Annotated in this window: 24 protein-coding genes, 3 tRNA genes and 1 pseudogene; 10 read left to right on the forward strand and 18 right to left on the reverse strand. The window is 74.3% G+C overall.

Going from position 1 to position 24,936, the window contains the following annotated elements; all coding sequences use genetic code 11:
• Positions 1 to 63 precede the first annotated feature (63 nt).
• Positions 64 to 1,914, reverse strand: coding sequence for a phosphoenolpyruvate carboxykinase (GTP) (locus tag JQN70_RS05075; RefSeq protein ID WP_204130243.1), 1,851 nt, complete (start codon positions 1,912 to 1,914; stop codon positions 64 to 66).
• Between the two features lie 179 nt (positions 1,915 to 2,093).
• On the reverse strand, positions 2,094 to 2,909 hold the full coding sequence (locus JQN70_RS05080; RefSeq protein ID WP_204130244.1) for a lysophospholipid acyltransferase family protein: 816 nt from the start codon (positions 2,907 to 2,909) through the stop codon (positions 2,094 to 2,096).
• Positions 2,910 to 3,042: 133 nt separating this feature from the next.
• On the opposite strand from JQN70_RS05080, the gene JQN70_RS05085 reads away from it, so the two are divergent.
• Complete coding sequence (locus JQN70_RS05085; RefSeq protein ID WP_204130245.1) at positions 3,043 to 3,984, forward strand: sulfotransferase family 2 domain-containing protein; 942 nt, start codon at positions 3,043 to 3,045, stop codon at positions 3,982 to 3,984.
• 9 nt (positions 3,985 to 3,993) lie between these two features.
• Positions 3,994 to 4,674 (forward strand): alpha/beta hydrolase, encoded by a 681-nt coding sequence (locus tag JQN70_RS05090; protein ID WP_204130246.1) that lies wholly within the window; start codon positions 3,994 to 3,996, stop codon positions 4,672 to 4,674.
• A gap of 120 nt (positions 4,675 to 4,794) precedes the next feature.
• Here JQN70_RS05090 and JQN70_RS05095 read toward each other — a convergent pair whose 3' ends face one another.
• The 5 genes from JQN70_RS05095 to JQN70_RS05115 all read right to left on the reverse strand — a co-directional run bounded on the left by JQN70_RS05095 (position 4,795) and on the right by JQN70_RS05115 (position 7,094).
• Entirely contained in the window at positions 4,795 to 5,250 is a 456-nt protein-coding gene (locus tag JQN70_RS05095) for a methyltransferase family protein (protein WP_204130247.1), read from the reverse strand.
• 341 nt (positions 5,251 to 5,591) lie between these two features.
• Positions 5,592 to 5,666, reverse strand: a tRNA-Val gene (locus tag JQN70_RS05100).
• 17 nt (positions 5,667 to 5,683) lie between these two features.
• Positions 5,684 to 5,754 (reverse strand) — tRNA-Cys (locus JQN70_RS05105).
• Positions 5,755 to 5,777: 23 nt separating this feature from the next.
• A tRNA-Gly gene (locus JQN70_RS05110) sits at positions 5,778 to 5,850 on the reverse strand.
• Between the two features lie 110 nt (positions 5,851 to 5,960).
• Positions 5,961 to 7,094, reverse strand: coding sequence for a YihY/virulence factor BrkB family protein (locus JQN70_RS05115; RefSeq protein WP_204130248.1), 1,134 nt, complete (start codon positions 7,092 to 7,094; stop codon positions 5,961 to 5,963).
• Positions 7,095 to 7,126: 32 nt separating this feature from the next.
• Here JQN70_RS05115 and JQN70_RS05120 point away from each other — a divergent pair, with 32 nt between their 5' ends.
• Entirely contained in the window at positions 7,127 to 8,779 is a 1,653-nt protein-coding gene (locus JQN70_RS05120; protein WP_204130249.1) for an acyl-CoA dehydrogenase family protein, read from the forward strand.
• Here JQN70_RS05120 and JQN70_RS05125 read toward each other — a convergent pair.
• A complete protein-coding gene (locus tag JQN70_RS05125) occupies positions 8,769 to 9,752 on the reverse strand; it encodes a polyphosphate kinase 2 family protein (RefSeq protein ID WP_204130250.1) in 984 nt (327 codons plus the stop codon). The two genes, JQN70_RS05120 and JQN70_RS05125, sit on opposite strands and share 11 nt — an antisense overlap.
• A gap of 39 nt (positions 9,753 to 9,791) precedes the next feature.
• Between JQN70_RS05125 and JQN70_RS05130 the strand changes: the two genes are divergently transcribed.
• The gene (locus JQN70_RS05130) at positions 9,792 to 10,529 is read left to right on the forward strand and encodes a dihydrofolate reductase family protein (protein ID WP_204130251.1); all 738 of its coding nucleotides are present in this window, start codon (positions 9,792 to 9,794) and stop codon (positions 10,527 to 10,529) included.
• A gap of 7 nt (positions 10,530 to 10,536) precedes the next feature.
• On the opposite strand, the gene JQN70_RS05135 is transcribed toward JQN70_RS05130, so the two are convergent.
• Both JQN70_RS05135 and JQN70_RS05140 read right to left on the reverse strand, forming a co-directional pair.
• Positions 10,537 to 11,727, reverse strand: a complete 1,191-nt coding sequence (locus JQN70_RS05135) for an alpha/beta hydrolase family protein (RefSeq protein WP_307835828.1) — start codon at positions 11,725 to 11,727, stop codon at positions 10,537 to 10,539.
• Positions 11,724 to 13,892, reverse strand: coding sequence for an ATP-dependent DNA ligase (locus JQN70_RS05140; RefSeq protein WP_204130252.1), 2,169 nt, complete (start codon positions 13,890 to 13,892; stop codon positions 11,724 to 11,726). The genes JQN70_RS05135 and JQN70_RS05140 overlap by 4 nt, the downstream gene beginning before the upstream one ends.
• A 77-nt stretch (positions 13,893 to 13,969) precedes the next feature.
• Between JQN70_RS05140 and msrB the strand changes: the two genes are divergently transcribed.
• Positions 13,970 to 14,401: a peptide-methionine (R)-S-oxide reductase MsrB gene (msrB, locus tag JQN70_RS05145; RefSeq protein WP_204130253.1), complete on the forward strand. Its 432-nt coding sequence runs from the start codon at positions 13,970 to 13,972 to the stop codon at positions 14,399 to 14,401.
• Positions 14,402 to 14,537: 136 nt separating this feature from the next.
• Here the strand turns inward: msrB and JQN70_RS05150 are convergent, their stop codons facing one another.
• The 4 genes and pseudogenes from JQN70_RS05150 to hemG all read right to left on the reverse strand — a co-directional run bounded on the left by JQN70_RS05150 (position 14,538) and on the right by hemG (position 17,832).
• Positions 14,538 to 15,188: a hypothetical protein gene (locus JQN70_RS05150; protein ID WP_239110650.1), complete on the reverse strand. Its 651-nt coding sequence runs from the start codon at positions 15,186 to 15,188 to the stop codon at positions 14,538 to 14,540.
• A gap of 162 nt (positions 15,189 to 15,350) precedes the next feature.
• Positions 15,351 to 15,482 (reverse strand): annotated as a pseudogene (locus JQN70_RS21140) (type IV toxin-antitoxin system AbiEi family antitoxin domain-containing protein); the annotation flags it as partial.
• 188 nt (positions 15,483 to 15,670) lie between these two features.
• Positions 15,671 to 16,396: a hydrogen peroxide-dependent heme synthase gene (gene hemQ, locus JQN70_RS05155; RefSeq protein WP_204130255.1), complete on the reverse strand. Its 726-nt coding sequence runs from the start codon at positions 16,394 to 16,396 to the stop codon at positions 15,671 to 15,673.
• Positions 16,393 to 17,832, reverse strand: a complete 1,440-nt coding sequence (hemG, locus tag JQN70_RS05160; protein WP_204130256.1) for a protoporphyrinogen oxidase — start codon at positions 17,830 to 17,832, stop codon at positions 16,393 to 16,395. Before hemG ends, hemQ begins: the two co-directional genes overlap by 4 nt.
• 210 nt (positions 17,833 to 18,042) lie before the next feature.
• Here hemG and JQN70_RS05165 point away from each other — a divergent pair, with 210 nt between their 5' ends.
• On the forward strand, positions 18,043 to 19,029 hold the full coding sequence (locus JQN70_RS05165; RefSeq protein WP_204130257.1) for a DUF4349 domain-containing protein: 987 nt from the start codon (positions 18,043 to 18,045) through the stop codon (positions 19,027 to 19,029).
• A gap of 21 nt (positions 19,030 to 19,050) precedes the next feature.
• Here the strand turns inward: JQN70_RS05165 and JQN70_RS05170 are convergent, their stop codons facing one another.
• From JQN70_RS05170 to JQN70_RS05185, 4 genes are read right to left on the reverse strand one after another with little or no spacing between them, the layout of a single operon-like run.
• Complete coding sequence (locus JQN70_RS05170; protein WP_307835829.1) at positions 19,051 to 19,581, reverse strand: GNAT family N-acetyltransferase; 531 nt, start codon at positions 19,579 to 19,581, stop codon at positions 19,051 to 19,053.
• Positions 19,582 to 19,603: 22 nt separating this feature from the next.
• Positions 19,604 to 20,104 (reverse strand): DinB family protein, encoded by a 501-nt coding sequence (locus JQN70_RS05175; RefSeq protein ID WP_204130258.1) that lies wholly within the window; start codon positions 20,102 to 20,104, stop codon positions 19,604 to 19,606.
• Positions 20,101 to 21,183 (reverse strand): uroporphyrinogen decarboxylase, encoded by a 1,083-nt coding sequence (hemE, locus tag JQN70_RS05180; RefSeq protein ID WP_204130259.1) that lies wholly within the window; start codon positions 21,181 to 21,183, stop codon positions 20,101 to 20,103. The genes JQN70_RS05175 and hemE overlap by 4 nt, the downstream gene beginning before the upstream one ends.
• A 37-nt stretch (positions 21,184 to 21,220) precedes the next feature.
• Positions 21,221 to 22,045 (reverse strand): DMT family transporter, encoded by an 825-nt coding sequence (locus JQN70_RS05185; protein WP_204130260.1) that lies wholly within the window; start codon positions 22,043 to 22,045, stop codon positions 21,221 to 21,223.
• Between the two features lie 117 nt (positions 22,046 to 22,162).
• Here JQN70_RS05185 and JQN70_RS05190 point away from each other — a divergent pair, with 117 nt between their 5' ends.
• The 4 genes from JQN70_RS05190 to JQN70_RS05205 all read left to right on the forward strand — a co-directional run bounded on the left by JQN70_RS05190 (position 22,163) and on the right by JQN70_RS05205 (position 24,863).
• On the forward strand, positions 22,163 to 22,747 hold the full coding sequence (locus tag JQN70_RS05190; protein WP_204130261.1) for a DUF3000 domain-containing protein: 585 nt from the start codon (positions 22,163 to 22,165) through the stop codon (positions 22,745 to 22,747).
• A 7-nt stretch (positions 22,748 to 22,754) separates the two neighbouring features.
• Entirely contained in the window at positions 22,755 to 24,017 is a 1,263-nt protein-coding gene (locus JQN70_RS05195; RefSeq protein WP_204130262.1) for an HRDC domain-containing protein, read from the forward strand.
• A gap of 157 nt (positions 24,018 to 24,174) precedes the next feature.
• Positions 24,175 to 24,471, forward strand: a complete 297-nt coding sequence (locus tag JQN70_RS05200) for an ArsR/SmtB family transcription factor (protein ID WP_307835830.1) — start codon at positions 24,175 to 24,177, stop codon at positions 24,469 to 24,471.
• Positions 24,468 to 24,863, forward strand: a complete 396-nt coding sequence (locus tag JQN70_RS05205) for a VOC family protein (RefSeq protein WP_204130263.1) — start codon at positions 24,468 to 24,470, stop codon at positions 24,861 to 24,863. The genes JQN70_RS05200 and JQN70_RS05205 overlap by 4 nt, the downstream gene beginning before the upstream one ends.
• Positions 24,864 to 24,936: the final 73 nt, after the last annotated feature.

The following is a 24,936-nucleotide window of genomic DNA, read 5'->3' on the forward strand; positions in this document are numbered from 1 at the left end:
GCGCCACGCGCGAGGCCCGGGACCCGCGGCGGTGCGCGCGGGACCCGGGCCTCGTCGTGGCGGTCAGGCGGTGACCGACGCCTCCTGGTCGAGGGCCGCGGCGACCCGGCGGTGGGCCTCCCAGATCTCCTCGGGCAGGTTCGCGAACTGCTTGAGGTGCTCCTCGCGGAAGCCCATCTCCTGGCGCCAGCGCTCGACGTCGATGTCGAGGATGGTGTCGAGGTCGCCGGCGTCGATGTCGAGCCCGTCGAGGTTGAGCTCCTCCTTGAGCGGGATCGTCCCGACGGCGGTCTTCCGGCCGGTGACCTGGCCCTTCTTGTACTGGACGAGCCAGAGCAGGGCGCGCAGGTTCTCGCGGTACCCGGGCCAGAGGAAGTGGCCGTCCTCGGGGTCGCGCTGGAACCAGTTGACGTGGGCGAAGACCGGCTGGTCCTTCGCGGCACCGACGATCTTCAGCCACTGCGCCGCGTACGGGCCCTCGGGGTAGGACATGAACGGACGCATCGACATCGGGTCGTAGCGGAGCTTGCCCTCGACGCCCTCGGCGGCGGCCGTGGCCTCGGCGCCCAGGGTCAGGCCGTCGTAGACGCCCTCGGCGAGGTCGTCGATGGCCCGCACGAGCGGCTCGCGGTCGCGGGTGCGGCCGCCGAAGATGATGGCGTCGATCTTCACGCCCTTCGGGTCCTCGAAGTCCGGGGCGACGTTCGGCACGTTGGCCAGGGTCGTCGTGAACCGGCTGTTCGGGTGGGCCCAGGGGTCGCCCGCCTCGTCGGGGTTGCGGTCGGCGATCAGCTCGCCCTTCCAGTCGCGCCAGCCGGTGGCGTCCTGGGGGTGGTGCGGGGTCTTGCCCTCCCACCACACCTCGTGGGTCTGCTCGTTGTAGGCGACGTTCGTGAACAGGGCCTGCGTGCCGGGCTCGATGGAGTCCAGGGCCGTGGGGTTGGTCCGCTCGTTGGTGTCCTTGGCGACGCCGAACACACCGTTCTCCGGGTTGAGCCCGTAGAGGTTGCCGTCCTCACCCACCCAGAGCCACGCGATGTCGTCGCCGTAGAACGACACGTGGTACCGGTCGCCGAGGGCGTCGGGGGCCAGGGTCATCGCGAGGTTGGTCTTGCCCGAGGCGCTCGGGAAGCCACCGCACACGTGGTGGGTCTCGCCGGTCTCCTTGTCGGTGATCCCGAGGAGCATGAACTGCTCGCCGAGGAACTCGCCCGAGGCGTAGCCGTCGTAGGCCGCCTGGCGCAGGCCGTGGGCGATCTTGCCGAGCAGCGCGTTGCCGCCGTAGCTGGAGCCGAAGTGCAGGATGGTCCGCTCGTCGGCGACGGTCACGAAGTAGCGCTTGTCGTCCGGGGTGCCCTGGCCGAGGTTCGGCAGGTCGCCGGTGACGTGCACGGCGCGCACGAACATGTCCTGGTCGGCGAGCTGGTTGATGTGGTTCACGCCGACCCGGGCCATCCGGATCATGTGCAGGCACACGGTGCGGTTGTCGGTGATCTCGACACCGGCGGCGAAGCGCTCGAGCGGGCTGCCGGGCGGGGCCATGAGGTAGGGGATGACGTACATCGTCTTCCCGGCCATCGCGCCCTTCATGTGGCCCTCGACGACCGGGCGGATCTCGTCGGTGTGGCGCCAGTTGTTGTAGACGCCCTCGTCCTCGGGACGGCTCGTCGCGACGATGGTGCGCTCCTCGGAGCGCGCGGTGTCCTTGGAGTAGCTGCGCGAGTAGTACAGGCCCTCCCCCGCGGGCTCGATCTCGCCGGCCTCGAGGGCCTCCTGGACGAGGCGGGCGTCGTCGGACGCGCTCACCACCTCGATGCGGTCGGCGCCGAGGTACTCCGCCCAGTGGGCGACGTACTCCCTCACGCTGCTGTTGGTCAGCCCCGCATCATCCAGGGACTTCTCCAGGTCGGCCACAATGCTCACCCTTTTCGGTCGTCGCGCAGGTCAACCCGAGGGCGGACCCACGTCGACGTGTGTCCGCCCTGCGAGACAGACATTGCACCGTACGCGCGGGTGGGGGGTCCACAGCGCAAGCGCTTTGACATGGGAGGCGTTTGTCACATCGGCTGCTCCCGCCGAGGGATACGTCACACCTACCTGCGAGTACATCCCGGTGTAAGCGATTTCGCTTGTGCGACAACGTTGTCAGCGTCAACCCGGTCCGCGCGGGCGACCGCGAGGACGTCGAGGCGGTGCGCCTCGGCTCCGGCCGGCGCCCCGCCGCCCCGGTGGGCCGGCCACCACCAGGCGCGCGACGGTACGGTCGGACGGTCCGGGTAGTGGTCGAGCAGGTCCTCGACGAGGGCACCGAGCGCGTGGTGCAGCCGCGCGGTCAGCTCGGCCGCCGACTCCCCCGGCCGGGGGTCCAGGGGCTCGCCGACGACGACCCCCACCCAGCGCCCCCGGCGCAGCGACCACCGCCCGCCGACGGTGAGCACGCGGTGCAGCCCCCAGTGGGCGACCGGCACGAGCGGCGCGCCGGTGGTGATCGCCAGGTGCGCCGCGCCGAGGCGCAGGTCCTCGAGGTCCTTGAGCGCGAAGGCGTGACCGATGGTCGCCTCGGGGTAGACACCGACCACCTCGCCGGCGCGCAGGGCCCGGTGCGCCCGGACCGCCGCGGCGGCCCCGGCGCGTCGGTCGACCGGGACGTGGTGCATCCCCCGCATCAGGGCGCCCGCGACCGGGGCGCGGAACACCGACTCCTTGGCGAGGAAGCGGACCAGCCGGCCCCGCTCGACGGCGGGCAGCCCGACGACCGCGAAGTCGAGGAAGCTCTGGTGGTTGGCCGCGACGACCACCGGCCCGGTGGCCGGCAGCCGCTCGGCGTGGGCCACCTCGATCCGCAGGCCGAGCACGCGGAACAGCACCCGGAGCACCCGGATGACGACGCGGTACGTGAGGTCCTGCACGGCGGTGGTTCGGCACGACCGCGGGTGCCGGATGACGACCGGCGTTCGGCCCGGGTCCACCTGCCGTCCACCGCCCGGGCGGCGGCCCGTCGCCGGGGCGTGGGACGGTGCGCGTCCCGACGACGCGACGGAGGTGACCGTGCCGGAGAGCGGACGCTTCTCCACGTGGGTCCGGACCTACAACGGGATGGCGTTCCTGCACCCCGGGTGGGCCCTGCTCTACGTCTCGGTGCCCAAGGCCGCCGGCACGGCGCTGAACATCGCCCTGACCCGGTCCGCCGGCATCGAGTTCCCGGGCCGGTTCGTCGAGTCCCTCGGGGAGGAGCCCCTCGTCAGCCAGACCGTCTGGGACGGGCACGCGGGTGGGCGCCCGATGGTCGAGTCGCTCGACGACGCCGCGTTCGAGGCGCTGATGGCGGCCGGCCTGCGGCACGTGCTCACCGTCGTCCGGCACCCGGTCGAGCGGCTCCTGGCGACGTGGACGAGCAAGTACCTCGTCCGGGCTCCGTACTACCGCGAACGGATCGGGCTGCCGGACACCGGCTACCGCCGCTTCGACGACGTCGAGGCGGTCCTCGGGGACCTCGACGCGCTCGTGGCCCACCTCCACGCCACGCCGTCGCTCGTGCACCGGGACGTGCACCTCGTGTCGCAGTTCGAGCTCCTCGAGCGCGACCTCTCGCGCTTCGACCACGTGGGGCGCACGGACCGCCTCGGCGAGACCGTCGGCTGGCTGTCGGAGCGCTTGGCGCGCGAGGGAGCCACGCTCCACCCGGTCGGCCACGACAACGACTCCCCGGTGCGGGTCGACCCGTCGATGGTCGCGCCGCGGACGCTGGCCCGCATCCACGACCTCTACCGCCACGACTACGCCTTCCTCGGCATCGACCCCGACGACGTCCGGCTCACCGGCACCCTGGCGCCCGACCGCCTGCCCGACGTCAACCGCGAGATCGAGCACAACGTGCGGGCCGAGGTCCTCCACCGGGCCCTCGCCCGGCGTCCGTCGTCCGCTCCCGGTCTGCGCGCCGTCGTCCGGCAGGCGGCCCGGGTGGGCCGGGGGCTCGTCGGGTAGACATCGGGCATGACCGACGTGCGCGCGAGGCTCGTGGACACCTCCGTCCCGGACCGACCGGAGGGGGTCGTCCTCGCCCTGCACGGTGGGGGCAGCCGTGGCCGGGACGTGGCGGTGAGCCCGACCCAGCTGTCCGTGCTGCGGATGGTGCCCGTCGCGGCGCGGGTCGCGCGGGCCGGCCGGGGTCGGTTGGCGGTACTGCGGCTGCTCAACTCCTCGCGCGGGTGGAACGCCCGCCCGACACCGGTCGACGACGTGGCCTGGGCGCTGGACCGTGTCGTCGAGCGCTTCGGCGAGGTGCCGGTGGCCCTCGTCGGCCACAGCCTCGGCGGCCGGGCCGCGCTGCTCGCCGGCGACCACGACCGGGTGCGGTCGGTCGTCGGGCTCGCCACCTGGCTCGCGCCCGGCGACGGCGTCGGTCCGCTCGCCGGGCGGGACGTGCTCCTCGTGCACGGCGACGCCGACCGGGTGGCCCGCATCGCGCCGGCGGCGGCGCTCGCCCGACGGCTGGCCGGCACCACGCGCGCCGGCTTCGTCACGGTGCGCGGCGGCAGCCACTCGATGCTGCGCCACCACCGCACGTTCGACGGGCTGGCGGCCCGGTGGGTGGCGGCGTCCCTGCTCGGCGATCCACCGGGCGAGGTCCTCGCCCCGCTGCTCGCCGGCGAGATGAGCTCGGTCGAGGTGTGAGGGGACCACCCGCGGGTCACGGCCGACGATGGAGCAGCAGCCCGTTCCGGCTCGACCACATCGGGAGGCACACCACCCACCTCGTGGCGTCGTCGCGTCCCGCATCGCCGCCCGTGGACCTCAGAACCAGGTGACCCGGCGGTACGCCTCGTAGTCGGCACCGAAGGCTGTTCGGAGCACGCGCTCCTCGCGTACCGCGCGCAGCACCTGGACGGGGATCAGGACCACCCACAGCGCGAGAGCCGACCACCCCTTGATTGCGAGGAGGACCAGCAGGAAGGCACTCGTGCCGAAGAGGTAGATCGGGTGCCGGATCCTCGAGTACAGGCCGGTCATGACCAGCCCGTGGGCTTCGGGTCGCACGGTGAACGACTCGCCGAGCTGCCGCCGGGCCACGAACCACGCGACGGCGCACAGCGATGACGCGACCAGGGGCGCGAACCTCGGCGGCGCGCCCACGGCCGCAGCCACCCCGAGGGCCCACAGCACCAGGTAGAAGAGGAACATCGCGAGGTCGACCGCCCCCAGCCGAGCTGCCGCCTCGGCGCTGGTCGCGTGCGCCTGTCGACGAGACATCCGTCCTCCTGTACACACCCATCGGCGTCGCCTCCAGTTCAGCACCGGACCCGGGATCCGACGCGCTCCTGTGACCCGATCGACTCACCGTGGCCATCCGCCTCGCCGACCCACGGAGACACGAGCACGTCCACCCGGTCCACGAGGGTCTGGAGCGCGTGCTTCGGCTCGTCCTCGGTGTGGTCCTCGGAAGGCAGTGCAGCGGGGCCGTGGCCGGCGCGCGGACAGACACCTCGTCATGGGGCGGCCCTGACCCACGGGGCTTCAACCGCGGCTCGTGCACGCCGGACGTGCGAACGGCCCCCGACCTGCATCTCTGCGGGTCGGGGGCCGTTCCGGACTGGTGGGCGATACTGGGTTTGAACCAGTGACCTCTTCCGTGTCAAGGAAGCGCGCTACCACTGCGCCAATCGCCCGAGGGGGGTACTACTCGAGGTGGAGACGGGATTTGAACCCGTGTACGCGGCTTTGCAGGCCGCTGCCTCGCCTCTCGGCCACTCCACCACTGGGGGCGGCTACACCCTCCGAGCGGATGACCGGGTTCGAACCGGCGACCTCAACCTTGGCAAGGTTGCGCTCTACCAACTGAGCTACATCCGCGCGCGCAGACCGACGATTCCGGACCGGAATCCCCGCTTGGCGTGCTCCGAGACAGTAGCCGATCCGCGCGGCGAACTCCAAACCGGGGGCCGCCCGCCGCGACCTCCTGCTCAGCGCTCGGAGTCGGCGACCGACACCGGGTCCTTCGAGACGACCGCGCCGTCGTCCGCCCGGGTCTGCGCGAGCGGCGTGAGGGGCCGCTTGGCGGCCTCGCGGAGGCTCCCGAGGTCGAGGTCGTCGGTGTCGTCGTCGGTGAACGCGTAGCCCTCGAAGGGGTCCTCGACGCCGGAGCCGTTCTCCTGCCGGCGGGCCCTGGAGTCGCGGACCCGGTCGAGGAGCCGGGTGTGCAGCGCGCGGCGCTCCTCGGAGGGCCACAGCTCGCGGATGGCCGCGTTGAGCGCCGCCCCGATGAGCACCGCGATGGCCAGCGCGTAGAGCCAGATGAGGATGACGATGGGCGCCGAGAGCGGACCGTAGATCGAGGTGCCGCCGAGCGAGGCGTTGATCGTGCCGCGCACGACGAACGAGGCCAGCGCCCAGATGACGAGGGTGAGGACGGCGCCCGGGATGTCGCGGGTCCACGGCGACCGGCGCGGCGTGGACACGTGGTAGAGGCTGGCCAGCCCGCCGACGGTCAGCAGCGTGACCAGCGGCCAGTAGAGGAGGACGAGCGGGTCCCACGGGTCGGGCAGCCAGCCCTGGATGATGTCCGGCCCCAGCAGCACGAGCGGGATGGTGATGATGCCCATGACGAGCGCGACGACGTAGAGCGAGAAGGACAGGACCCGCGTCTGGACGATGCCGCGGACCCCGGACTGCCCGTACATGATCGAGATGGTGTCGACGAAGACGTTGAGCGCCCGGGACCCGGACCAGAGCGACAGCACGAAGCCGATCGAGAGCAGGTCGGCGCGCGGACCCTCGAAGACGTCGTCGACCGTCGGCCCGAGAACGGTCTTGATGACGTCCGACGTGAGGAACTGCGTCGCGTAGTCGAGGATCGCCCGCCGGACCTCCTCGACGGTGTCGGCACCGAAGAAGTCGCGCAGGTACCCGAGGCCGCCGAAGAGCCCGAGGACGAGCGGCGGCAGCGACAGGAGGGCGAAGAACCCGGCCTCCGAGGCGAGCCCGGTGACCCGGTACCGCAGGCAGATCCGGGTCGTCACGACCGTGAGCCGGGCGGCCGGAAGCGCCCCCGGGACCCGCGCGAGGGCCCGGCGCACACGGCGCTTCGCATCGGTCATGCGCCCCACGGTATCCGCCGTACAGTGCAACGGTGCGCACCCACGACGTGACCAACCAGGTGCCGCCGCTCGAGGGGCACGACGTGCTGGGGTCCGACGCCGCGCTCTCCGAGGCCGTCGCCCGCTGGGTCGTGCCCGTCGACCCCGACGGGGCGGCCGCCCTCGGCGACCTGGGCCGGCTGGCCGGCACCGCCGAGGTCCGGCAGTGGGCCGACCAGGCCGACCGGGTCACGCCGGTGCTGCGCACGCACGCCCCGAGCGGCGAGCGGCTCGACGAGGTCGAGTACCACCCGGCCTACCACCGGCTGATGGAAGTCGCGGTCGGCGAGGGCCTCACCGCCGAGCCGTGGACGCGCCCGCCGGGGTCCGGGGCGCACGCCCGTCGCGCCGCCGGGTTCATCACCTGGTCGCAGGTCGAGGCCGGCCACCTGTGCCCGGTGTCGATGACCTACTCCGCCGCGCCGGCGCTGGCCGCCGCGCCCGGGGTCTCGGCCCGATGGCTCCCCGGGCTGGCCTCGCGGGCGTACGACCCGGTGCTGGGCCCGCGTGCCCGGAAGGCCGGGCTGACGGTCGGGATGGGGATGACCGAGAAGCAGGGCGGCTCCGACGTGCGGGCCAACACCACCCGCGCCGTCGCGGTGCCCGGTGGCCCGCTCGAGGGCGAGACCCACCGGCTCACCGGCCACAAGTGGTTCTGCTCGGCCCCGATGAGCGACGGCTTCCTCGTCCTCGCCCAGACCGACGCCGGCGTCACCTGCTTCCTCCTCCCCCGCGTCCTCGACGACGGCACCCGCAACGCCATCCGGCTCCAGCGGCTCAAGGACAAGCTCGGCAACCGGTCCAACGCCTCCTCCGAGATCGAGCTCGACGAGGCGTGGGCGGTGCGCGTCGGCGACGAGGGACGTGGCGTGCGGACCATCATCGACATGGTCGCCTCGACGCGCCTCGACTGCGTGCTCGGGTCGACGGCGACGATGCGTGCCGCGCTCATCCGGGCGGTGCACCACGCCCGCCACCGGTCCGCGTTCGGTGCCCGGCTCGTCGACCAGCCGCTGATGCGCAACGTGCTCACCGACCTCGCGCTGGAGTCCGAGGCCGCCACGGTGCTCGCCATGCGGCTCGCGCACGCCGTCGACGCCGGCGAGGACGACCTCTCCCGGCTCGGCGTGGCCCTCGGCAAGTTCTGGGTGTGCAAGCGCACCGCCCCGATGGTCGCCGAGGCGCTCGAGTGCCTCGGCGGCAACGGGTACGTCGAGGAGAACGGTCTGGCCCGGCTCTACCGGGAGGCGCCGCTCAACTCGATCTGGGAGGGGTCGGGCAACGTCGGCGCCCTCGACGTGCTCCGGGCGATCGCCCGCGAGCCGGCTTCTCTGGCGGCGGTCGGCAAGGAGCTGGCCCTGGCGCGCGGCCACGACCGCGCGCTCGACGCCGCCATCGACGCGTGCGAGGCGTCGGGCACGGCCGCGCTGGCCGACGACGCCCCGTGGGGCGCCCGGCGGCTCGTCGAGCTGCTCGCCGTCACCTTCCAGGCGAGCCTGCTCGTGCGGTACTCCCCCGGCCCGGTCACCGACGCCTTCGTCGCGAGCCGGGTGCGTGGCGAGCGGGGCGCGGTGTTCGGCACGCTCGACGCCGGGGTCGGGTCGGCAGCGGCCGCGGTCGTGCTCGAACGGGCCTTCAGGGGCTGAGCGCGAGCCGCTCGCGCTCGGCGTCGACGTCGAAGTCGGCGGCGGGCCACTGCGGGTCCATCCCCTCGAGCGCCTCGAGGAGCAGGTTGGTGACGGCCAGCCGGGCGAACCACTTGTGGTCGGCGGGCACGACGTGCCACGGAGCACCGGCGGTCGAGCAGCGCTCCAGCGCAACTTGGTACGCCTCCATGTACTCCACCCAGTGCGCGCGTTCGTCGAGGTCGCCGGGGTTGTACTTCCAGTACTTGTCGCCGCGGGTCAGCCGCTCGCCGAGGCGCGCCTTCTGCTCGGCGGGCGACAGGTGGAGCATCACCTTGACGACGGTCGTGCCGCCCTCCGCGACGCCCTCCTCGAACCGGTTGATCTGGCCGTAGCGGCGCGACCACGTGGTGGGCGGCACGAGGTCGTGGACGCGGACCACGAGCACGTCCTCGTAGTGCGAGCGGTCGAAGACCCCGATGATGCCGGGGCTCGGCAGGGCCCGCTTGATGCGCCAGAGGAACGGGTGCCGCTTCTCCTCGGCGCTCGGTGCCTTGAACGCGGTGATGCGCACACCCTGTGGGTCGACCGCCCCGACGACGTGGCGCATGATGCCGCCCTTGCCGGAGGTGTCCATCCCCTGGATGACGAGCAGCACCGACCGGGTGCCGCCACCCTTGGACTCGGCGTACAGGCGCTCCTGGAGGTCGGCGAGCCGCTTCTGGAGCCCGGCCATGACCTCGTCGGCGTCGTCCTCGTCGCCGTCGAAGCCCGGGGTCGAGGCGGGGTCGACGTCGGACAGCTGGAAGCCGGCGCCGACGCGCAGCAGGTCCGACCAGGACGAGGCCGCGACGGCCGCCTCCTGCCGGGCCTTCTCGGCCTTCTCCTTCTTCTTGCGCGCCTTCTTCGCCGCCTTGCCGGTCAGCTCGGCGGCGTCGACCGCGGCGTCACCGGCCTTCTTCCCGGACTTCTTCGCACCCTTGCCCTTGCCCATGGGCGCATCCTGTCAGAGCCGGGCTGCGAGGATGCCGACGTGCGCGTCCTCCTCGACCCCCGCCGTCCGGCGTCGCCCGGCAGCCGCCTCGGCGCCGAGGCGCTGCGCGAGCTCTACCGCCCGCCGCAGCGCCGGTGGGTCCGCTCGAACATGGTGAGCACGCTCGACGGGTCGGCCGTCGGGGCCGACGGACGCAGCGGGTCGGTCAACACGCCCGCCGACCACCGTGTGTTCGCCCTGCTGCGCGACCACGCCGACGCCGTCCTCGTCGGGGCCGGCACCGTGCGTGACGAGGGGTACACCCGGGTGCGGCCGACGCGGCACTCGCCCGAGCCGGCGGCCCTCGTCGCCGTCACCCGGTCCGGGCGGGTGCCCGAGGGCCTGCGGACCCCGGTCGAGGGCCGGGGCGAGGGGCTGCTCGTCACGTGCTCGGCCGCCGGGGCCCGGGCGCTGCGGGCCGCCCGGTCCTCGCTCGGGGACGACGCGGTCCTCGTCTGCGGTGACGCGTCGGTCGACCTCGTCGTGGCCCTCGACGAGCTCGCCGCACGCGGGTTGCGGCATGTGCTGCTCGAGGGAGGACCGTCCCTGCTCGGCACGGCCCTCGCCGCCGGCGTCGTCGACGAGATGGCGATGACGATCGCCCCCACCGTGGTCGGCGGTGACTTCCCGCGCATCGTGGCGGGCCCGCCGCTCGAAGCGCCGGACGGCGTGGCGCTGCGACCGCACCTGCTCGTCGAGGAGGCCGGCACCCTGCTCGGCCTCTGGCGGGTGCGCTGAGACCTGTTCAGCCGGAGGCGAACTCGCGCACGATCGCCTCCCAGCGCTCGGGCTCGGTGTTCCACTCCTTGCAGTGCCGGGCCAGCCGCCACTCGTGGAAGGTGACGAGGTCGGGGCGGGCCTGGGCGAGGGCGAGCGACGGCCCGAACGGCACGAACTCGTCGTCGGCGGAGTGCACGATCGTGACCGGGTGGTGCAGCTCGTCGGCGCGGCGCACCCAGTCGGTGAGCGCGAGGTCGACCCCCTCGTGGACGCCGACGAGCCGGTGGCCCCAGCGCCGGCGCATCATCGCCCGGGCCAACGAGCCGACCGGCCGCGGCAGGTGGTGCTGGCGGGCGTGGTGCGCGAGGACGTCGCCCCAGTCGACGACCGGTGCGTCGAGGAGGACCCGGCTGACGAGGGACGAGCGTGGCGAACGGTCGAGGACCTGGAGGACGATCGCGCCCCCCATCGACCATCCGCCGAGGAGCAGCTCGGTGGCCCCGCGCGCGACCGCGTACTCCATCGCCGCCTCGACGTCGCGCCACTCGGAGAGGCCGAGGGCGTAGCGGCGGTCGGGGCCGGACGGCACGCCCTCGTCGTTGCGGTAGGTCGGGACGAGGCAGGTCCAGCCCTCGGCGAGCAGCGGTGGGAGGGCGCGGACGGTCTCCTCGCGCCGGGCGCCGCGGCCGTGGACGAGCACCGCCCAACGGGTGGTCGGCACGCCTCCGGGCGCGACGACCCAGGCCGGCATCGCCCCGAGCTCGCCGTCGTAGGTGACGTGCTCGGTCGGGAGGTCGAGGCTCTCGTCCGGCGGCGACCCGTGGAAGTATTGGTTCCATCGCGCCGGCCCGGGCGCGAGGACCCCGCGGTCGACGGCGATCAGCTCGCGGCGCACCCGACCGGCGCCGGCGTCGAGCTCGAGGACGTCACCGACCCGGGCGTGCCCCTCCCCCTCCTCGAGCCACAGGCCGTAGCGGCCCGGCACGACGGTCTCGGCGGTGGTGTCGAGGGTGATGCTGTGGGCGTCGGCGGCCCGGACCACGACGTCGTCGGGGCGGCGCGCATCGGGCGTGAGCACCCGACGGGCGAAGTACGCGGCCGCGGCGAACGACCCGCCGCCCGAGGCCAACGCCGCCGTGCCGCCGACGGCCACCCCGGCGATCGCGGCCCGCCGGGCCCGGCTCGGACGGGCGGGGGCGAGGGGGCTCCCGCTCACCCGCGGCCCCCGTCGAGCACGGCGGACAGGTCGTAGGACACCGGCTCGTCGAGCTGGTCGTAGGTGCAGTCGGCGGGCTCCTTGTCGGGGCGCCACCTGACGAACTGGGCCGTGTGCCGGAACCGCACTCCCTCCATGTGGTCGTAGCGGACCTCGACGACCCGCTCCGGCCGCAGCGGCGTGAACGAGAGGTCCTTGCCGGCGGCCCACCGGCTGCCCGCGGCGTTCTGCGGCGTGCGGGTGCCCTCCTCCTGCTTCGCCCAGGCCCACGGGTGGTCGTCGAAGTCGGTGACGAGCGGCTGGAGCTCGTCGAAGAGCTCCTTGCGCCGGGCCATCGGGAAGGCGCCGATGACGCCGACCGAGAGCAGCTGGCCCTCGGCGTCGTGGATGCCGAGCAGGAGGGAGCCGATGAGGTCGTCGCCGCTCTTGTGCGTGCGGTACCCGGCGACGACGCAGTCGGCGGTGCGCTCGTGCTTGATCTTGAGCATCGTGCGCTTGTCGGGCTCGTAGGTGCCGTCGACGGGCTTGGCGACGAGGCCGTCGAGCCCGGCGCCCTCGAACTCGGTGAACCACTCCGCGGCGACGTCGGGGTCGGCCGTGGCCGGCGTGAGGTGGATGGGGGCCCGCGCGTCGGCGAGGGCCTGCTCGAGGAGGCGGCGCCGCTCGGCGAACGGCCGGCCGGTGAGGTCGTCGTCGCCGAGGGCGAGCAGGTCGAAGGCGACGAAGCGCGCGGGCGTCTCGACGGAGAGCTTCTTCACGCGGCTCGCGGCGGGGTGGATGCGCTGGCTGAGCAGGTCGAAGTCGAGCCGGTCGTCGTCGGGGCGGACGACGATGATCTCGCCGTCGACGACGCAGCGCTCGGGCAGGTTGGCCAGCGCGGCCTCGACGACCTCGGGGAAGTAGCGGGTCATCGGCTTCTCGTTGCGGCTGCCGATCTCGACCCGGTCGCCGCTGCGGAAGATGATCGAGCGGAACCCGTCCCACTTGGGCTCGTAGACGACCTCGGTGTCCCGCAACGGTTTCGCATCGAGGCCCTTGACCGGCTTGGCGAGCATCGGCGGGATCGGCGGCACGAGCGGCATCCCCCACTCCTCGCGCAGCGCGGCGTCGCGCTCGGCCTTGGGGGCCATGTACTCGTCGTCGGCCTTGTCCTGGCGGCGCTTGCTGGGCTGCACGCGCGGGGGCTCGCCGGGCATCTTCGGGTAGTCGGGCGGGAAGTTCAGCTCGCCGAGGCCGCGCTCCTCGACATCCCTGTCCCAGAGGGCGATCGCCGTGCTGACGTCGCCGACGGCGTCGTCGATGCCGGCCCACGCATCGCCGCGGTCCTCGAGGACGTCGGGCACGGTGAGGACCGTGAAGTCGCCGGGCGCGACGGTGGCCAGCTCGTCCCAGGTGACCGGCATCGAGACGGGCGCGCCGGGCAGCGGGCGCGGGCTGTAGGCGGAGGCGATGGTGCGGTCGCGGCAGGCCTGGTTGAAGTCGACGAAGACCCGCTCGCCGCGCTCCTCCTTCCACCACGACGTCGTCACGAGGTCGGGCAGGCGGCGCTCGAGCTCGCGGGCGATGCCGATGACGCCGTGCCGGACGTCGAGGAACTCGTGGGTCGGCGCGACGCGGGCGTAGACGTGCACGCCGCGGTTGCCGCTCGTCTTGGCCCAGGCGGTGAGCCCGATCTCGCCCATCAGCTCGCGCAGCGCGACGGCGGCCTCGACGGCGTCGGCGAAGGTGCGGCCGGGCTGCGGGTCGAGGTCGATGCGCAGCTCGTCGGGGTCGTCGTTGTCCCCGGTGCGCACCGGCCACGGGTGGAACGTCACGGTGTTCATCTGGACGGCCCAGACGGCGGTGGCGACCTCGTCGACGACGATCTGGGCGTGCCGCCGCCCGCTCGGGTACCGGCAGCTCGTGGTGCGCACCCAGTCGGGCATCCCCTTCGGGGGGTTCTTCTGGTAGAACTCCTCGCCCTCGATGCCCTCGGGGAAGCGTTGGAGGGTGACCGGGCGGTCGCCGATGTGCCGGACGAGGTAGTCGCCGACGGCCGTGACGTACCCCGCGAGGTCGCCCTTGGTGATGCCGGCGTCGGGCCACATCAGCCGGTCGGGGCTGCTGAGGCGGACCTCCCGGACCCCGTCCGGGCCCTCGACCTCGACGATCTGCGCATCGGCCATGGTCGGGAGTCTATGGACGGGCACCGACCTGCGGGTCCGGCGGGAACCATCCGGTGGGTGCGGTTGTTGGGACGGACATGACGATGGAGCCCACAGGACGCGAGTACACCGTCGAGCGCTCGGACGCCGAGTGGCGCGAGCAGCTCTCCCCCGAGGAGTACCAGGTGCTGCGCCGGGCCGGCACCGAGCGGCCGTGGGTCGGCGAGTACACCGACAGCAAGACCGTCGGGGTGTACGCGTGCCGGGCCTGCGGCGCCGAGCTGTTCGAGTCGGACACGAAGTTCGAGTCGCACTGCGGGTGGCCGTCGTTCTGGAGCCCGCTGGCCGGCGAGTCCGTCGAGCTGCTCGAGGACCGCTCGATGGGCATGAAGCGCGTCGAGGTGCGGTGCGCGTCGTGCGGCAGCCACCTCGGCCACGTCTTCGAGGGCGAGGGCTTCGACACCCCGACCGACCAGCGCTACTGCATCAACTCGATCAGCCTCACCCTCAAGCCCGCCGACCCCGCCTGAAGCCGGCTCGACCTCCCCGCCCAACCCCGCCCCGCCCCGCCGTCACACGAGTATCGGGTGACCCGATAAAGCCGCTCTTCACCCGACAACGATTGTCTGGGGAGGTGCGGTGTTGTCGGGCGAAGGGGGTCGACGGTCAACCTGCCGGAGGCAGTGCGGCCGATGTGCGCGCCGCCATGAGCCGAGGGCCCAGCACCGACGGTGCCGCCAGCTCGGACCAGATGACTCGCTCGAACAGGTACCCGGCCCGCCGGCCGCGGTCCTCACGGCGCTTCTCCTTCCACACGACCTCGCCACCCTCGCCGTACTTGACCCGGCCGTCGAACTCGAGGACGAGCCTCGTGCCGTCGACCCCGAGGTCGCCGTAACCGAACGTCCCCCACCGGTCCTGGAGGGGCGTTTGGGGTGTCACGCGCCACCCGAGGGCGACGACGAACAGGCGCAGGCGGGTCTCGCCGACCGACTCCGCCCGGCCGTCCGCCAGCGCGAGGGTCGTTCGGACCCGGCCGGTGTCGGGCCAGCCGATGGTGCACTCCGCCGCGGCCACGATCTGGTCGCGGGTCACCAGGCCGTGGTGGAGCGCATGATCGGCCGCGACGGTGGCGGCCAGGTGCCCGTGGTCGAGCGCAGTCTGCACGATGGCCGCAGCGAGGTCGTGCGCGGGGTCGACGGGCGAGTGGGCCTCACGCAGAGAGGGGCAGGGCTCCCGGATGCGGCACAGCTCGGTGAGCACTTCGCGATGGACGGGCCGGACGAGGTCGGCGCGGTCGGTCCGCACGCCGTACACGGGGACACCTGCCACGACCAGGGCCGAGGCGCCCACGGGTCGGGCATCCGGGTAGAGAGCGAGAGCACCGCGTGTCCTGAGCAACAGCCGTTCCTCGAGCCAGGCCTCCCTCCAGGGTCGCACCGCCGAGACCGACCGCGCGACAGCGTGCACCTCCCCGATCCGACGGAGCCGGGCGAGCTCACGCTCACCCACTCCCGCCGCGCGCGCCTGGGCCGTCGTGAAGACCCCACCCTGGGCGTCAGCGAGGTCCCGCAGCGGTTCGTCCATCCCCCCAGCGTCGAGCCGTCGCATCGCCGGCACGAGGTCGTCCCCCTCCCCTGTGGACGAAGGGCGTGCCGTAGGTCCCTGTGGACGACGCTGCCTCACCCCGACTTCGCCGCGCTTTCCCCGGGGAACGGTTCCCCGGGAAAGTGCGGTGGTATCGGGTGACCCGATACTCGCGAGGTGGACGGGAGCGGCGGGAGGGGCCGCCGCGGCGGTCAGCGCTGGCGGTGCACCAGGGTGCGGACGGGCACGCGGGGGCCGGTGTAGAACGGCACCTCCTCGCGCACGTGCCGCCGGGCGCCGGAGGCCCGCAGCTCGCGCATGAGGTCGACGATGCGGTGCAGCTCGTCGGCCTCGAACGCCAGGATCCACTCGTAGTCGTTCAGGGCGAACGACGCGATGGTGTTGGCCCGCACGTCCGGGTACTCGCGCGCCATCTGGCCGTGCTCGACGAGCAGGTCGCGCCGCTCCTTGTCGTCGAGCAGGTACCAGTCGTAGGACCGCACGAACGGGTAGACGCACACGTAGTCGCGCGGCTCCTCGTCGGACATGAACGCCGGGATGTGGCTCTTGTTGAACTCCGCCGGCCGGTGCAGCGCCGCCACCGACCACACCGGGTCGAGGTGGTCGCCGTACGCGGTGCGCAGCAGCGCGTGGTACGCCTCCTGGAGCGCCTCGATGGTCTCGGCGTGCCACCAGACCATGACGTCGGCGTCGGCGCGCAGCCCGGCGACGTCGTAGGTCCCGCGCACGACGACGCCACGGTCGGCGAGGTCGGTGAACAGCTCCTCGACCTCGGTGGCGAGCGCGTCGCGGTCCTCGTCGCCGAGGGGCTCGGCGACCGCGAACACCGACCACATGGCGTACCGGATGGAGTCGTTGATCTCGCGGATGCGGGCAGCGCCCGGCTTCGCGGGGGCAGGGCGGGACGGGGTGCTCATCGGGACCCTCCTGGGGACGCGGTGGTGCTCATGAGGTGGTCGGTGACGCCCCGGGCGGCGCGTGCCGCGGAGGCGATGACGGCCGGGACGCCGACGCCGTCGTAGGTCGCCCCCGCGACCTCGACCCCGGGCAGCCGGGCGACGTCGGCACGCACCGACTCCACCCGCTCGACGTGGCCGACGGCGTACTGCGGCAGGCCGCCGCCCCAGCGCTGGACGTGGTGGTCGACGACGGGCGGCAGCGGGCGACCGAGGACCTCCCCCACCTCGGCCACGGCGAGCGTGACGAGCTCGGCGTCCTCGCGCTGGAGCACGGCCTCCTCCCGCGCCCGGCCGAGCGAGGCCCGCAGGTGGACGACGTCGGACGACAGCGAGCCCACCCACTCCCACTTGGCCGCGCTGAACGTCGACGCCTTGACCGCCCGCCCCTCGACCGGAGGCACGAGGAAGCCCGACCCCGGGAGGTCGCCGAGCCCGTCACGGCGCACGGCGAGGGTGACGACGGCCATCGACGCCGTCTCGACCTCGGCCAGCGCCCGCGAGGCGACCGGCGCGAGCTCGGCCAGCAGCCGCGAGGTGGGCGTCGGCGGCACGGCGAGGACGACCGCGTCCGCCTCGAGCGCCACGGGGTCCGCGGCCGACCCGACGACGAGCCGCCAGCGCTCCCCCGCGCGCTCCAGCCCCCGGACGACGGCGCCGGTGCGCAGCAGCACGCCGCGGGTCCGCAGCGACTCGACCACCTCGAGGGGCAGCCGGCCCACCCCGCCGCGCACGCCGGTGAAGGGCGAGCGCGGTGCCCCACCCTCGGGCGCCCGCACGGGCAGCGGGGCCAGCAGCGACTCGCCCCGCACGGCCCGCTCCCACAGCGCCGGCACGGTGGCGCGCAGCGAGAGCCGGTCGGCGTGGCCGGCGTAGACGCCGCCGAGCAGGGGCTCGACGAGCCGGTCGACGACCGCGCGCCCGAGCCGCCGGCCGACGTAGTCTCCGACCGACACGTCCCCCTCGACGACGTCCTCCGGCCACGCCTCCTCGGCGACGGCCCGCTCGACCTCGTCCTCGCTGAGCAGGCCGAGCGCAGCCCGCGGGTCGGTCGGGACCCCCATGACGGTGGCCCTCGGGAGCGCGTGCAGGGCACCGCGGCTCCACACGGTCGCCGAGGTCGTGGCGGGGACGACGAGGTCGGCCTCGAGCCCGACGCGGCGCGCGAGGTCGAGCGCCTCGGGCCGGGTGGCGAGCAGCGACTCCGCGCCCACGTCGACGACGCACCCGGCGACCGGCTCGACCCGCAGCTTGCCGCCGAAGCGGTCGGCGGCCTCGAGCACGGTGACGTTGACGTCCGGCAGGGCCTCGAGGACCTCGAGCGCGGCCGTCAGCCCGGCGATCCCGCCCCCGACGACCGCGACGTGCGGCCGGTGCGTGACGGCGTCCGAAGGCATGGCGCCAGCGTCTCACGGGCCTTCGCGCAGGTCGGCACCGGTCCCCGGCGGGCACCCGCCCTCCCCGTCCGGCACGACCGTGACCGGACCGGGACCCACCCGTGACCGGAGGGGTCCCGGTCCGTGACCGGATCGAGACGCCGGACCGGGAACCTGACGCCCACCCCCGACGCCTCAGCGGCGACCGAGCCACCGACGAAGGAGCCTCCCGTGCGCGCCACCTCCCGTCCCCCCGCCCACCGCGTCGTCGCCCCGCTGCTCGCCGGGGCCCTGGCGATGACCCTGCTCGGCGCGTGCGGCGCCGGCGACTCCGGCGCCGCCAGCGACGCCGCCGGCGGGGCCTCCTCCGAGCAGTCCTCCGGCACCGCCCGCCAGGACCTCGCCGCCCCGAGCCCCGCGACGGCCTCGGGCACGGACGAGAAGGCCGGCACGACCTCGGTGGCCGCCGCCGTCGCCGCGCGCAAGCTGGCCCGCCGGGCCGACGTCGCGCTCCAGGTCAAGGACGTGGCGCGGGCCGCCTCGACCCTGCGGGCCGTCGCCGCGCAGGCCGGCGGCCTCGTCGTCTCCGAGGAGGTGAGCAGCGACCCGTCGGCGGCCGGCGCCGCCGAGGACTCGAGCACCGACGCCCGCACCGCGTGGGGCACCATCACCATCTCCGTGCCCACCGAGAAGCTCGACGCGACGCTCGACCAGGTCGCGAAGGTCGGCACCGTCCTCTCCCGCCAGAGCAGCACCGAGGACGTCACCGGGCAGTACGTCGACACCGCCGCCCGCGTGCAGACGATGAAGGCCAGCGTCGAGCGGGTCCGCACCCTCATGGCCAAGGCCGACAAGCTCGCCGACGTCGTGAGCCTCGAGGCCGAGCTCTCGAGGCGGCAGGCCGACCTCGAGGCGATGGAGCAGCAGCTCGCCGCCCTCGACGACCAGGTGACCCTCTCCCCCGTCACGATCCGCCTGAGCACCGACGCCGACGCCCTGGCCCCGCAAGAGGACCCCACCGGCTTCGTCGCCGGACTCGCGGCGGGATGGGGCGCCTTCACGACCTCCGTCCGGCTGGTGCTGACCCTGCTCGGGGCGCTCCTGCCGTTCGCGGTCGCCGCCGCGGTCGTCCTCGTCCCCCTCGCCCTCTGGTGGCGCCGGCGCCGGGTCACCGTCTCGACCCCGGCCACGCCCCCGCCGGCCGCGCCCGCCGCCTGACCGGCGTCAGCCGGCCGGACGTCAGGGCCGGAGGACGAGCCGCCAGCGCGTCTCGCCGTCGACCTGCACGGCGGTCCGGACCATCCCGAGGCGCTCGGCCACCCGTTCGGAGGCCCGGTGACCCGGCCGGACGTAAGCGTGGACCTCGCGGACGGCGCGGCCCCGAAGGTGCGCGAGGACGAGCGCGGCCGCCCGGCCGGCCAGGCCCCTCCCCTGCCACGGCACGCCGACGACCCACGCGAGCTCGGCGGTGGACCCGCCACGGGTCAGCGTCGCCTGGACGAACCCGACGAGCGGGCCGTCGTCGCCGTCGCGCACGACCCAGGTGTGCCACTCCTCGTCGGGGTCGACCGGCCCGCGCAGCTGCCCGGCGTACCGAGCACGCAGCTCCCCGACGGTCGGCGGCTCGCCGCCGATGACGGTGTACAACAACGGATCCGCCAGCACCCCGGCCATCTCCGCCGCGTGGTCGACCCGCAGCGGCTCGAGGTGCAGACCGCCCCCGGCGAGGGGCACCGTGATCGCCCCGCCCACCGGGTCAGTCCCGCCCACCGGGTCAGTCCCGCCCACCGGGTCAGTCCTGCCGGGCGGCGTCCGCGGCGAGCACCTGCTCGCGGAGGATGTCGGCGTGGCCGGCGTGCTGCGCCAGCTCGCGCAGCAGGTGGAGCACCACCCACCGGAAGGGCAGCGGCCCGCGGCGGTTGCCCTCGACGACGTCGTCGAGCGACACCGCGGCGTGGATCTCGCGGGCCCGCGCGCAGGCGGCCTCGTGACCGGCGAGCACCGAGGCGACGGTGTCGTCGTCGGTGAGGACGAAGGAGTCCTCGGCTGCGGCCGGCAGCCCGAGGCCGACCCGGTCGAGGCGGAGCACCGCCTCCTCGGACCAGACCCGCTCGACGAAGGTCGCGTGCTTGACCAGCCCGAGCAGCGTCGTGGCCGACGGGACGAGCCGGCGCCGCGCCTGCTCCTCGGTGAGCCCGTCGAGGCTCTCGCGCAGCAGCAGCCGGTGCTCGTCGACGAACGCGTCGAGCATCGTCCGCTCGTCGGCGCCCGGGGTCCCGTGCTCGTGGGTCATCGCGCCGACACCTCGTGGACGAGCTCGACGACGCGGGTCAGCACGTCGGGGTCGGTGGAGGGCAGGACGCCGTGCCCGAGGTTGAAGACGTGCCCCGGTGCCGCCCGCCCCTCCTCGACGATCTCGACGACCCTGCGCGACAACGCCTCCCACGGCGCGAAGAGCAGCGCGGGGTCGAGGTTGCCCTGGAGCGGCCAGCGACCGCCGGTGCGCTCGAGGGCGTCGGTGAGCGAGACCCGGTAGTCGACGCCGACGACGTCGGCGCCGGCCTCGCCCATGAGGGTCAGCAGCTCGCCGGTGCCGACGCCGAAGTGGATGCGCGGGACCCCGAGGTCGGCCACCGACGCGAGCGCCGCCGCGGAGTGCTCGGCGACGAAGCGCGTGTAGTCGGCCCGGCTGAGGAACCCGGCCCAGGAGTCGAAGAGCTGGAGCGCGGAGGCGCCGGCCTCGGCCTGTACGCGGAGGAACGCGCCGGAGATCCGCGCGAGCTGCCCGCAGAGGTCGTGCCAGAGCTGTGGGTCGCCGTGCATGAGGGCCTTGGTCCGCTCGTGGTTCTTCGACGGCCCGCCCTCGACGAGGTAGGACGCGAGCGTGAACGGGGCGCCGGCGAACCCGATGAGCGGGGTCGCCCCGAGCTCGGCGGTGAGCAGGCGCACCGACTCGGCGATGTCGGGCACGTCCTCGGGGACGAGGTCGCGCAGCCGGTCGAGGTCGGCCCGCGACCGGACGGGCTCGGCGACGACGGGTCCGACGCCCGGCACGATGTCGAGGTCGACCCCGACCGCGGCGAGCGGGACGACGATGTCGGAGAAGAAGATCGCGGCGTCCACGCCGTGCCGGCGCACCGGCTGGAGGGTGATCTCGGTGACGAGGTCGGGGCGGCGGCACGACTCGAGCATCCCGACGCCCTCGCGGACCTTCCGGTACTCGGGCAGCGAGCGGCCGGCCTGGCGCATGAACCACACGGGGGTGTGGGGGACGTCGAGGCCGCGCGCGGCCCGGACGAGCGGGGAGTCGGCCGGGGACGCGGTCGTCGCGGCGGCGGCGGAGGGGGTCGTCACGGTGAGCCATCCTCCCATCCGGCGGTGACCGCGGCCGACGCGCGGGGCGGGCCCGCTACAGGGCGATGAGGACGGCCCCGCCGACCGCGAGCACGACGCCGGCCTGCTGCACCCGGCGCAGCCGCTCCTTGACGACGACCCGCGCGAGCAGCGTCGTGACGACGGGGTAGAGCGACCCGAGGACCGAGGCGATGCTCACCTGGCCGCGCGAGGACGCGATGCCGAAGAGGAAGTTCGCCGCGAGGTCGCCGCAGCCGATGAGGAGCAGCCCGGGGACCTCGCGCGGCGTCACGCCCCCGGCGGTGCGCAGCACGAGGGCCACGACGACCAGCACCGTCACCGACGTGACGCGCATCCCCCAGAGCGTGAGCAGCGCCGACTCGCGCGCCCCCCGGTCGAGGCAGAAGAGCGCGAACCCGAACCCGACGGCCGCGACGAAGGCCAGCAGCACCGGACGTGCCGACACCGCCCCGGTCAGCTCGGGGCCGCTCGCGAGCGTGACGCCCGCGACGGCCACGGCCATCCCGACCCAGGCCCACGGCGAGGGGGCGTCGCCGTTCGCGACGCCGAGGACCACCGGCACGACCACCCCGAGGGCGGCGATCGGCGCGACGACGCCCATCGTCCCGCTCGAGAGGGCGCTGTAGAAGCAGACGAGGCCGGTCATCCCCGAGAGCCCGGCGGCCACCGCCCAGACCGGCCAGCCCTCGAAGGTCACCGTGTCCCACCGGACCGCGACGACCACGGACACGACGAGCAGGGCCAGCCCCTGCGTCCAGCCGACGACGGCGACGGCCGGCCGGCGGCGGGAGGCGAGCCCGGCGAAGAAGTCCGAGGTGCCCCAGACCGCGGAGGACGCGAGCGCGAGGAGGCTGAGCACGAGCGGCAGCGTAGGCCGCAGCGCCCCCGGGGGCGACGAGCGCCCACGGGCGCGACGCGCGGGGCCGTCCGGCGTGGCCTCACGCGCTGCGCGGCGCCCGCGGCCTACATTGCTGCCGTGGCACGCAGCACCCTGACCGGGAGGGAGTCCCCGGACTTCGCCCGGGCTCTCGACGAGCTCCACCGTGCCCGGCTGCGCCCGGAGATCCGGCTCACCGAGGTCCCGGCGCCCCAGCGCATCGCCCCGCACGCCGTCGCGCTGACCGCCGACGTCATGGACCCGCGCGACCCCGACGACGAGCTCGCCTCCGGCCGGTTCGTCCTGCTCCACGACCCGTCGAGCCCCGAGCCGTGGGGCGGCGAGTGGCGCGCGGTCACCTTCGCCCGCGCCGAGCTCGAGGCCGAGTTCGCCGTCGAGCCGCTGCTCGGCGAGGTCGGGTGGAGCTGGCTCACCGACGCGCTCACCGCGCGCGGGGTGCCGTTCGTCGCCGAGGCCGGCACCGTGACGCGCGTGGTCTCCGAGAGCTTCGGCGGCCTCTCCGACCGGCCTGCCAGCGTCGAGATGGAGCTGCGCGCGTCGTGGACCCCGCTCGGCCCCGAGGTCGGCGAGCACCTCCTCGCGTGGTCGGACCTGCTGTGCACCATCGCGGGGCTCCCGCCGCTGCCCGAGGGCGTCGTCGCCCTCCCGGGACCTCGTCGGTGACCGCCGCATGAGCCCGGCCACCGACGTGCCGGAGGAGCGGGACCCCGTCTCCCCCGGCGCCGGACCCGACGCGCCCGCCCCCGACCCCGTGCCCCTCGAGGAGCCGGCCGAGGGCGTGCCCGCCGTCGTCGAGAGCGAGCGCGCCCTCGACGAGGCGGCTGCGGCCGTCGCCGCCGGCGTCGGGCCGATTGCCATCGACGCCGAGCGCGCCTCCGGCTACCGCTACGGCCAGCGCGCCTACCTCGTCCAGGTGCGGCGCGAGGGGTCGGGCACCTGGCTCGTCGACCCCATCGCCGTCCCCGACCTCGCCCCGCTCGCCGAGGCCATCGGGCCGGCCGAGTGGATCCTCCACGCCGCGACCCAGGACCTCGCCTGCCTCGCCGAGGTCGGCCTGCGCCCCCGCCAGCTCTTCGACACCGAGCTCGCGGCGCGCATCCTCGGCCTGCCCCGGGTCGGGCTCGCGGCGGTCGTCGAGCACTACCTCGGGCTGCGGCTGGCCAAGGAGCACTCGGCCGTCGACTGGTCCACCCGCCCGCTGCCCGACCCGTGGCTGCGGTACGCGGCGCTCGACGTCGAGGTGCTCGGCGAGCTGCGCAACCTCATGGGCGTCGACCTCGCGATGCAGGGCAAGGACGAGTGGGCGCGCCAGGAGTTCGCCGCGCTGCTCGACTGGGCCCCCACCGAGCGGGTCGACCCCTGGCGCCGGACCTCGGGCATCAACACGCTGCGCTCGCGGCGCTCCATCGGGGTGATCCGCGAGCTCTGGTACGCCCGGGACGCGATCGCCCGCGAGCGCGACACCTCGGTCGGCCGGGTGCTGCCGGACGCCTCGCTCGTCGACATCGCCCGGGCCACGCCGCGCTCGGCCGCCGACCTGCCCTCGGGGCACCGGGCCGTCAAGCGGTACGCGCGCCAGTGGCTCGAGGCCGTCGAGCGGGCCCTGGCCCTCGACGAGGACGACCTGCCGCCGCGCACCCTCCCGAACGACGGGCCCCCGCCGCCGCGCGTGTGGGCCGACAAGAACCCGGTGGCCGCCGAGCGCCTCGGCGACACCCGGGCCGCGCTGACCGCCTTCGCCGAGGAGCACACCATCCCCGTCGAGAACGTCTGCTCCCCCGACCCGCTGCGCCGGGTCGTCTGGACGCCCCCGGACGACCGCTCCGTCGAGGGATTCACCGCCGCCCTCGCCGACCTCGGGGTGCGCCGGTGGCAGGCCGACGTCGTCGCCCCGCTCCTCGCGACGGCGTTCGCCGAGCACCCCGACGCCTGAGTCGTCGCCCTCCTTCCCACCGGCCCCACGGGTATCGGGTCACCCGATATGGCCGCCCTTCACCCCCGAACCGTTCCGTGGTGGAGCGCGGGCAACCCGGGTGAAGCCGGGGCCGACCCCTTGACATGCAAGCAGTCACTTGCCTAACGTCGGGGTCGTGGACGACGCCGAGGACCTGGTCTTCCGGGCCCTGGCCGACCCCACCCGGCGCGCCCTGCTCGACGTGCTCGTCGAGCGCGACGGCCAGACCCTCTTCGAGCTCTGCACGCGGATGGCCGGCGCCGGCGTCACCTCGAGCCGGCAGGCCATCTCCCAGCACCTCGACCTGCTCGCGGCCGCCGGCCTGGTCCGCGTGCGCCGCGAGGGGCGCTACCGGCTGCACGACCTCGACACCACCCCCCTGGCCCCGCTGCGCGAGCGCTGGGTCCGCCCCGACGAGAGGACCGACCCGTGAAGATCGCCCTGACCAGCGTGTTCGTCGACGACCAGCAGAAGGCCCAGGACTTCTACACCGGCGTCCTCGGCCTGACGACCAAGCACGACGTCCCGCTCGGCGAGCACCGCTGGCTCACCGTCGTCAGCCCCGAGGCCCCGGACGGCGTCGAGCTCGTCCTCGAGCCCAACGAGCACCCGGCGGCCACTGCCTTCCAGGAGGCGATGGCCGCCGACGGCATCCCCGTCGCGGTGCTCTCGGTCGAGGACGTCGAGGCCGAGCACGCCCGGCTCACCGGTCTTGGGGTCGCCTTCACGCAGCCGCCGACGGCGATGGGACCGGTCGTCACCGCCGTCCTCGACGACACCTGCGGCAACCTCGTCCAGCTGATGGCGGCCGCCGCGCCCGCGTGACGGCGCTCACCCCACCGGGCATCGCCCACTAAGCGAGCGCTTAGTAGGATCGGCGGACCGGCCCGGGTTTCTC

The sequence above is a fragment of the Phycicoccus sonneratiae genome, from assembly GCF_016887965.1.
Taxonomy (GTDB): Bacteria; Actinomycetota; Actinomycetes; order Actinomycetales; family Dermatophilaceae; genus Phycicoccus; species Phycicoccus sonneratiae.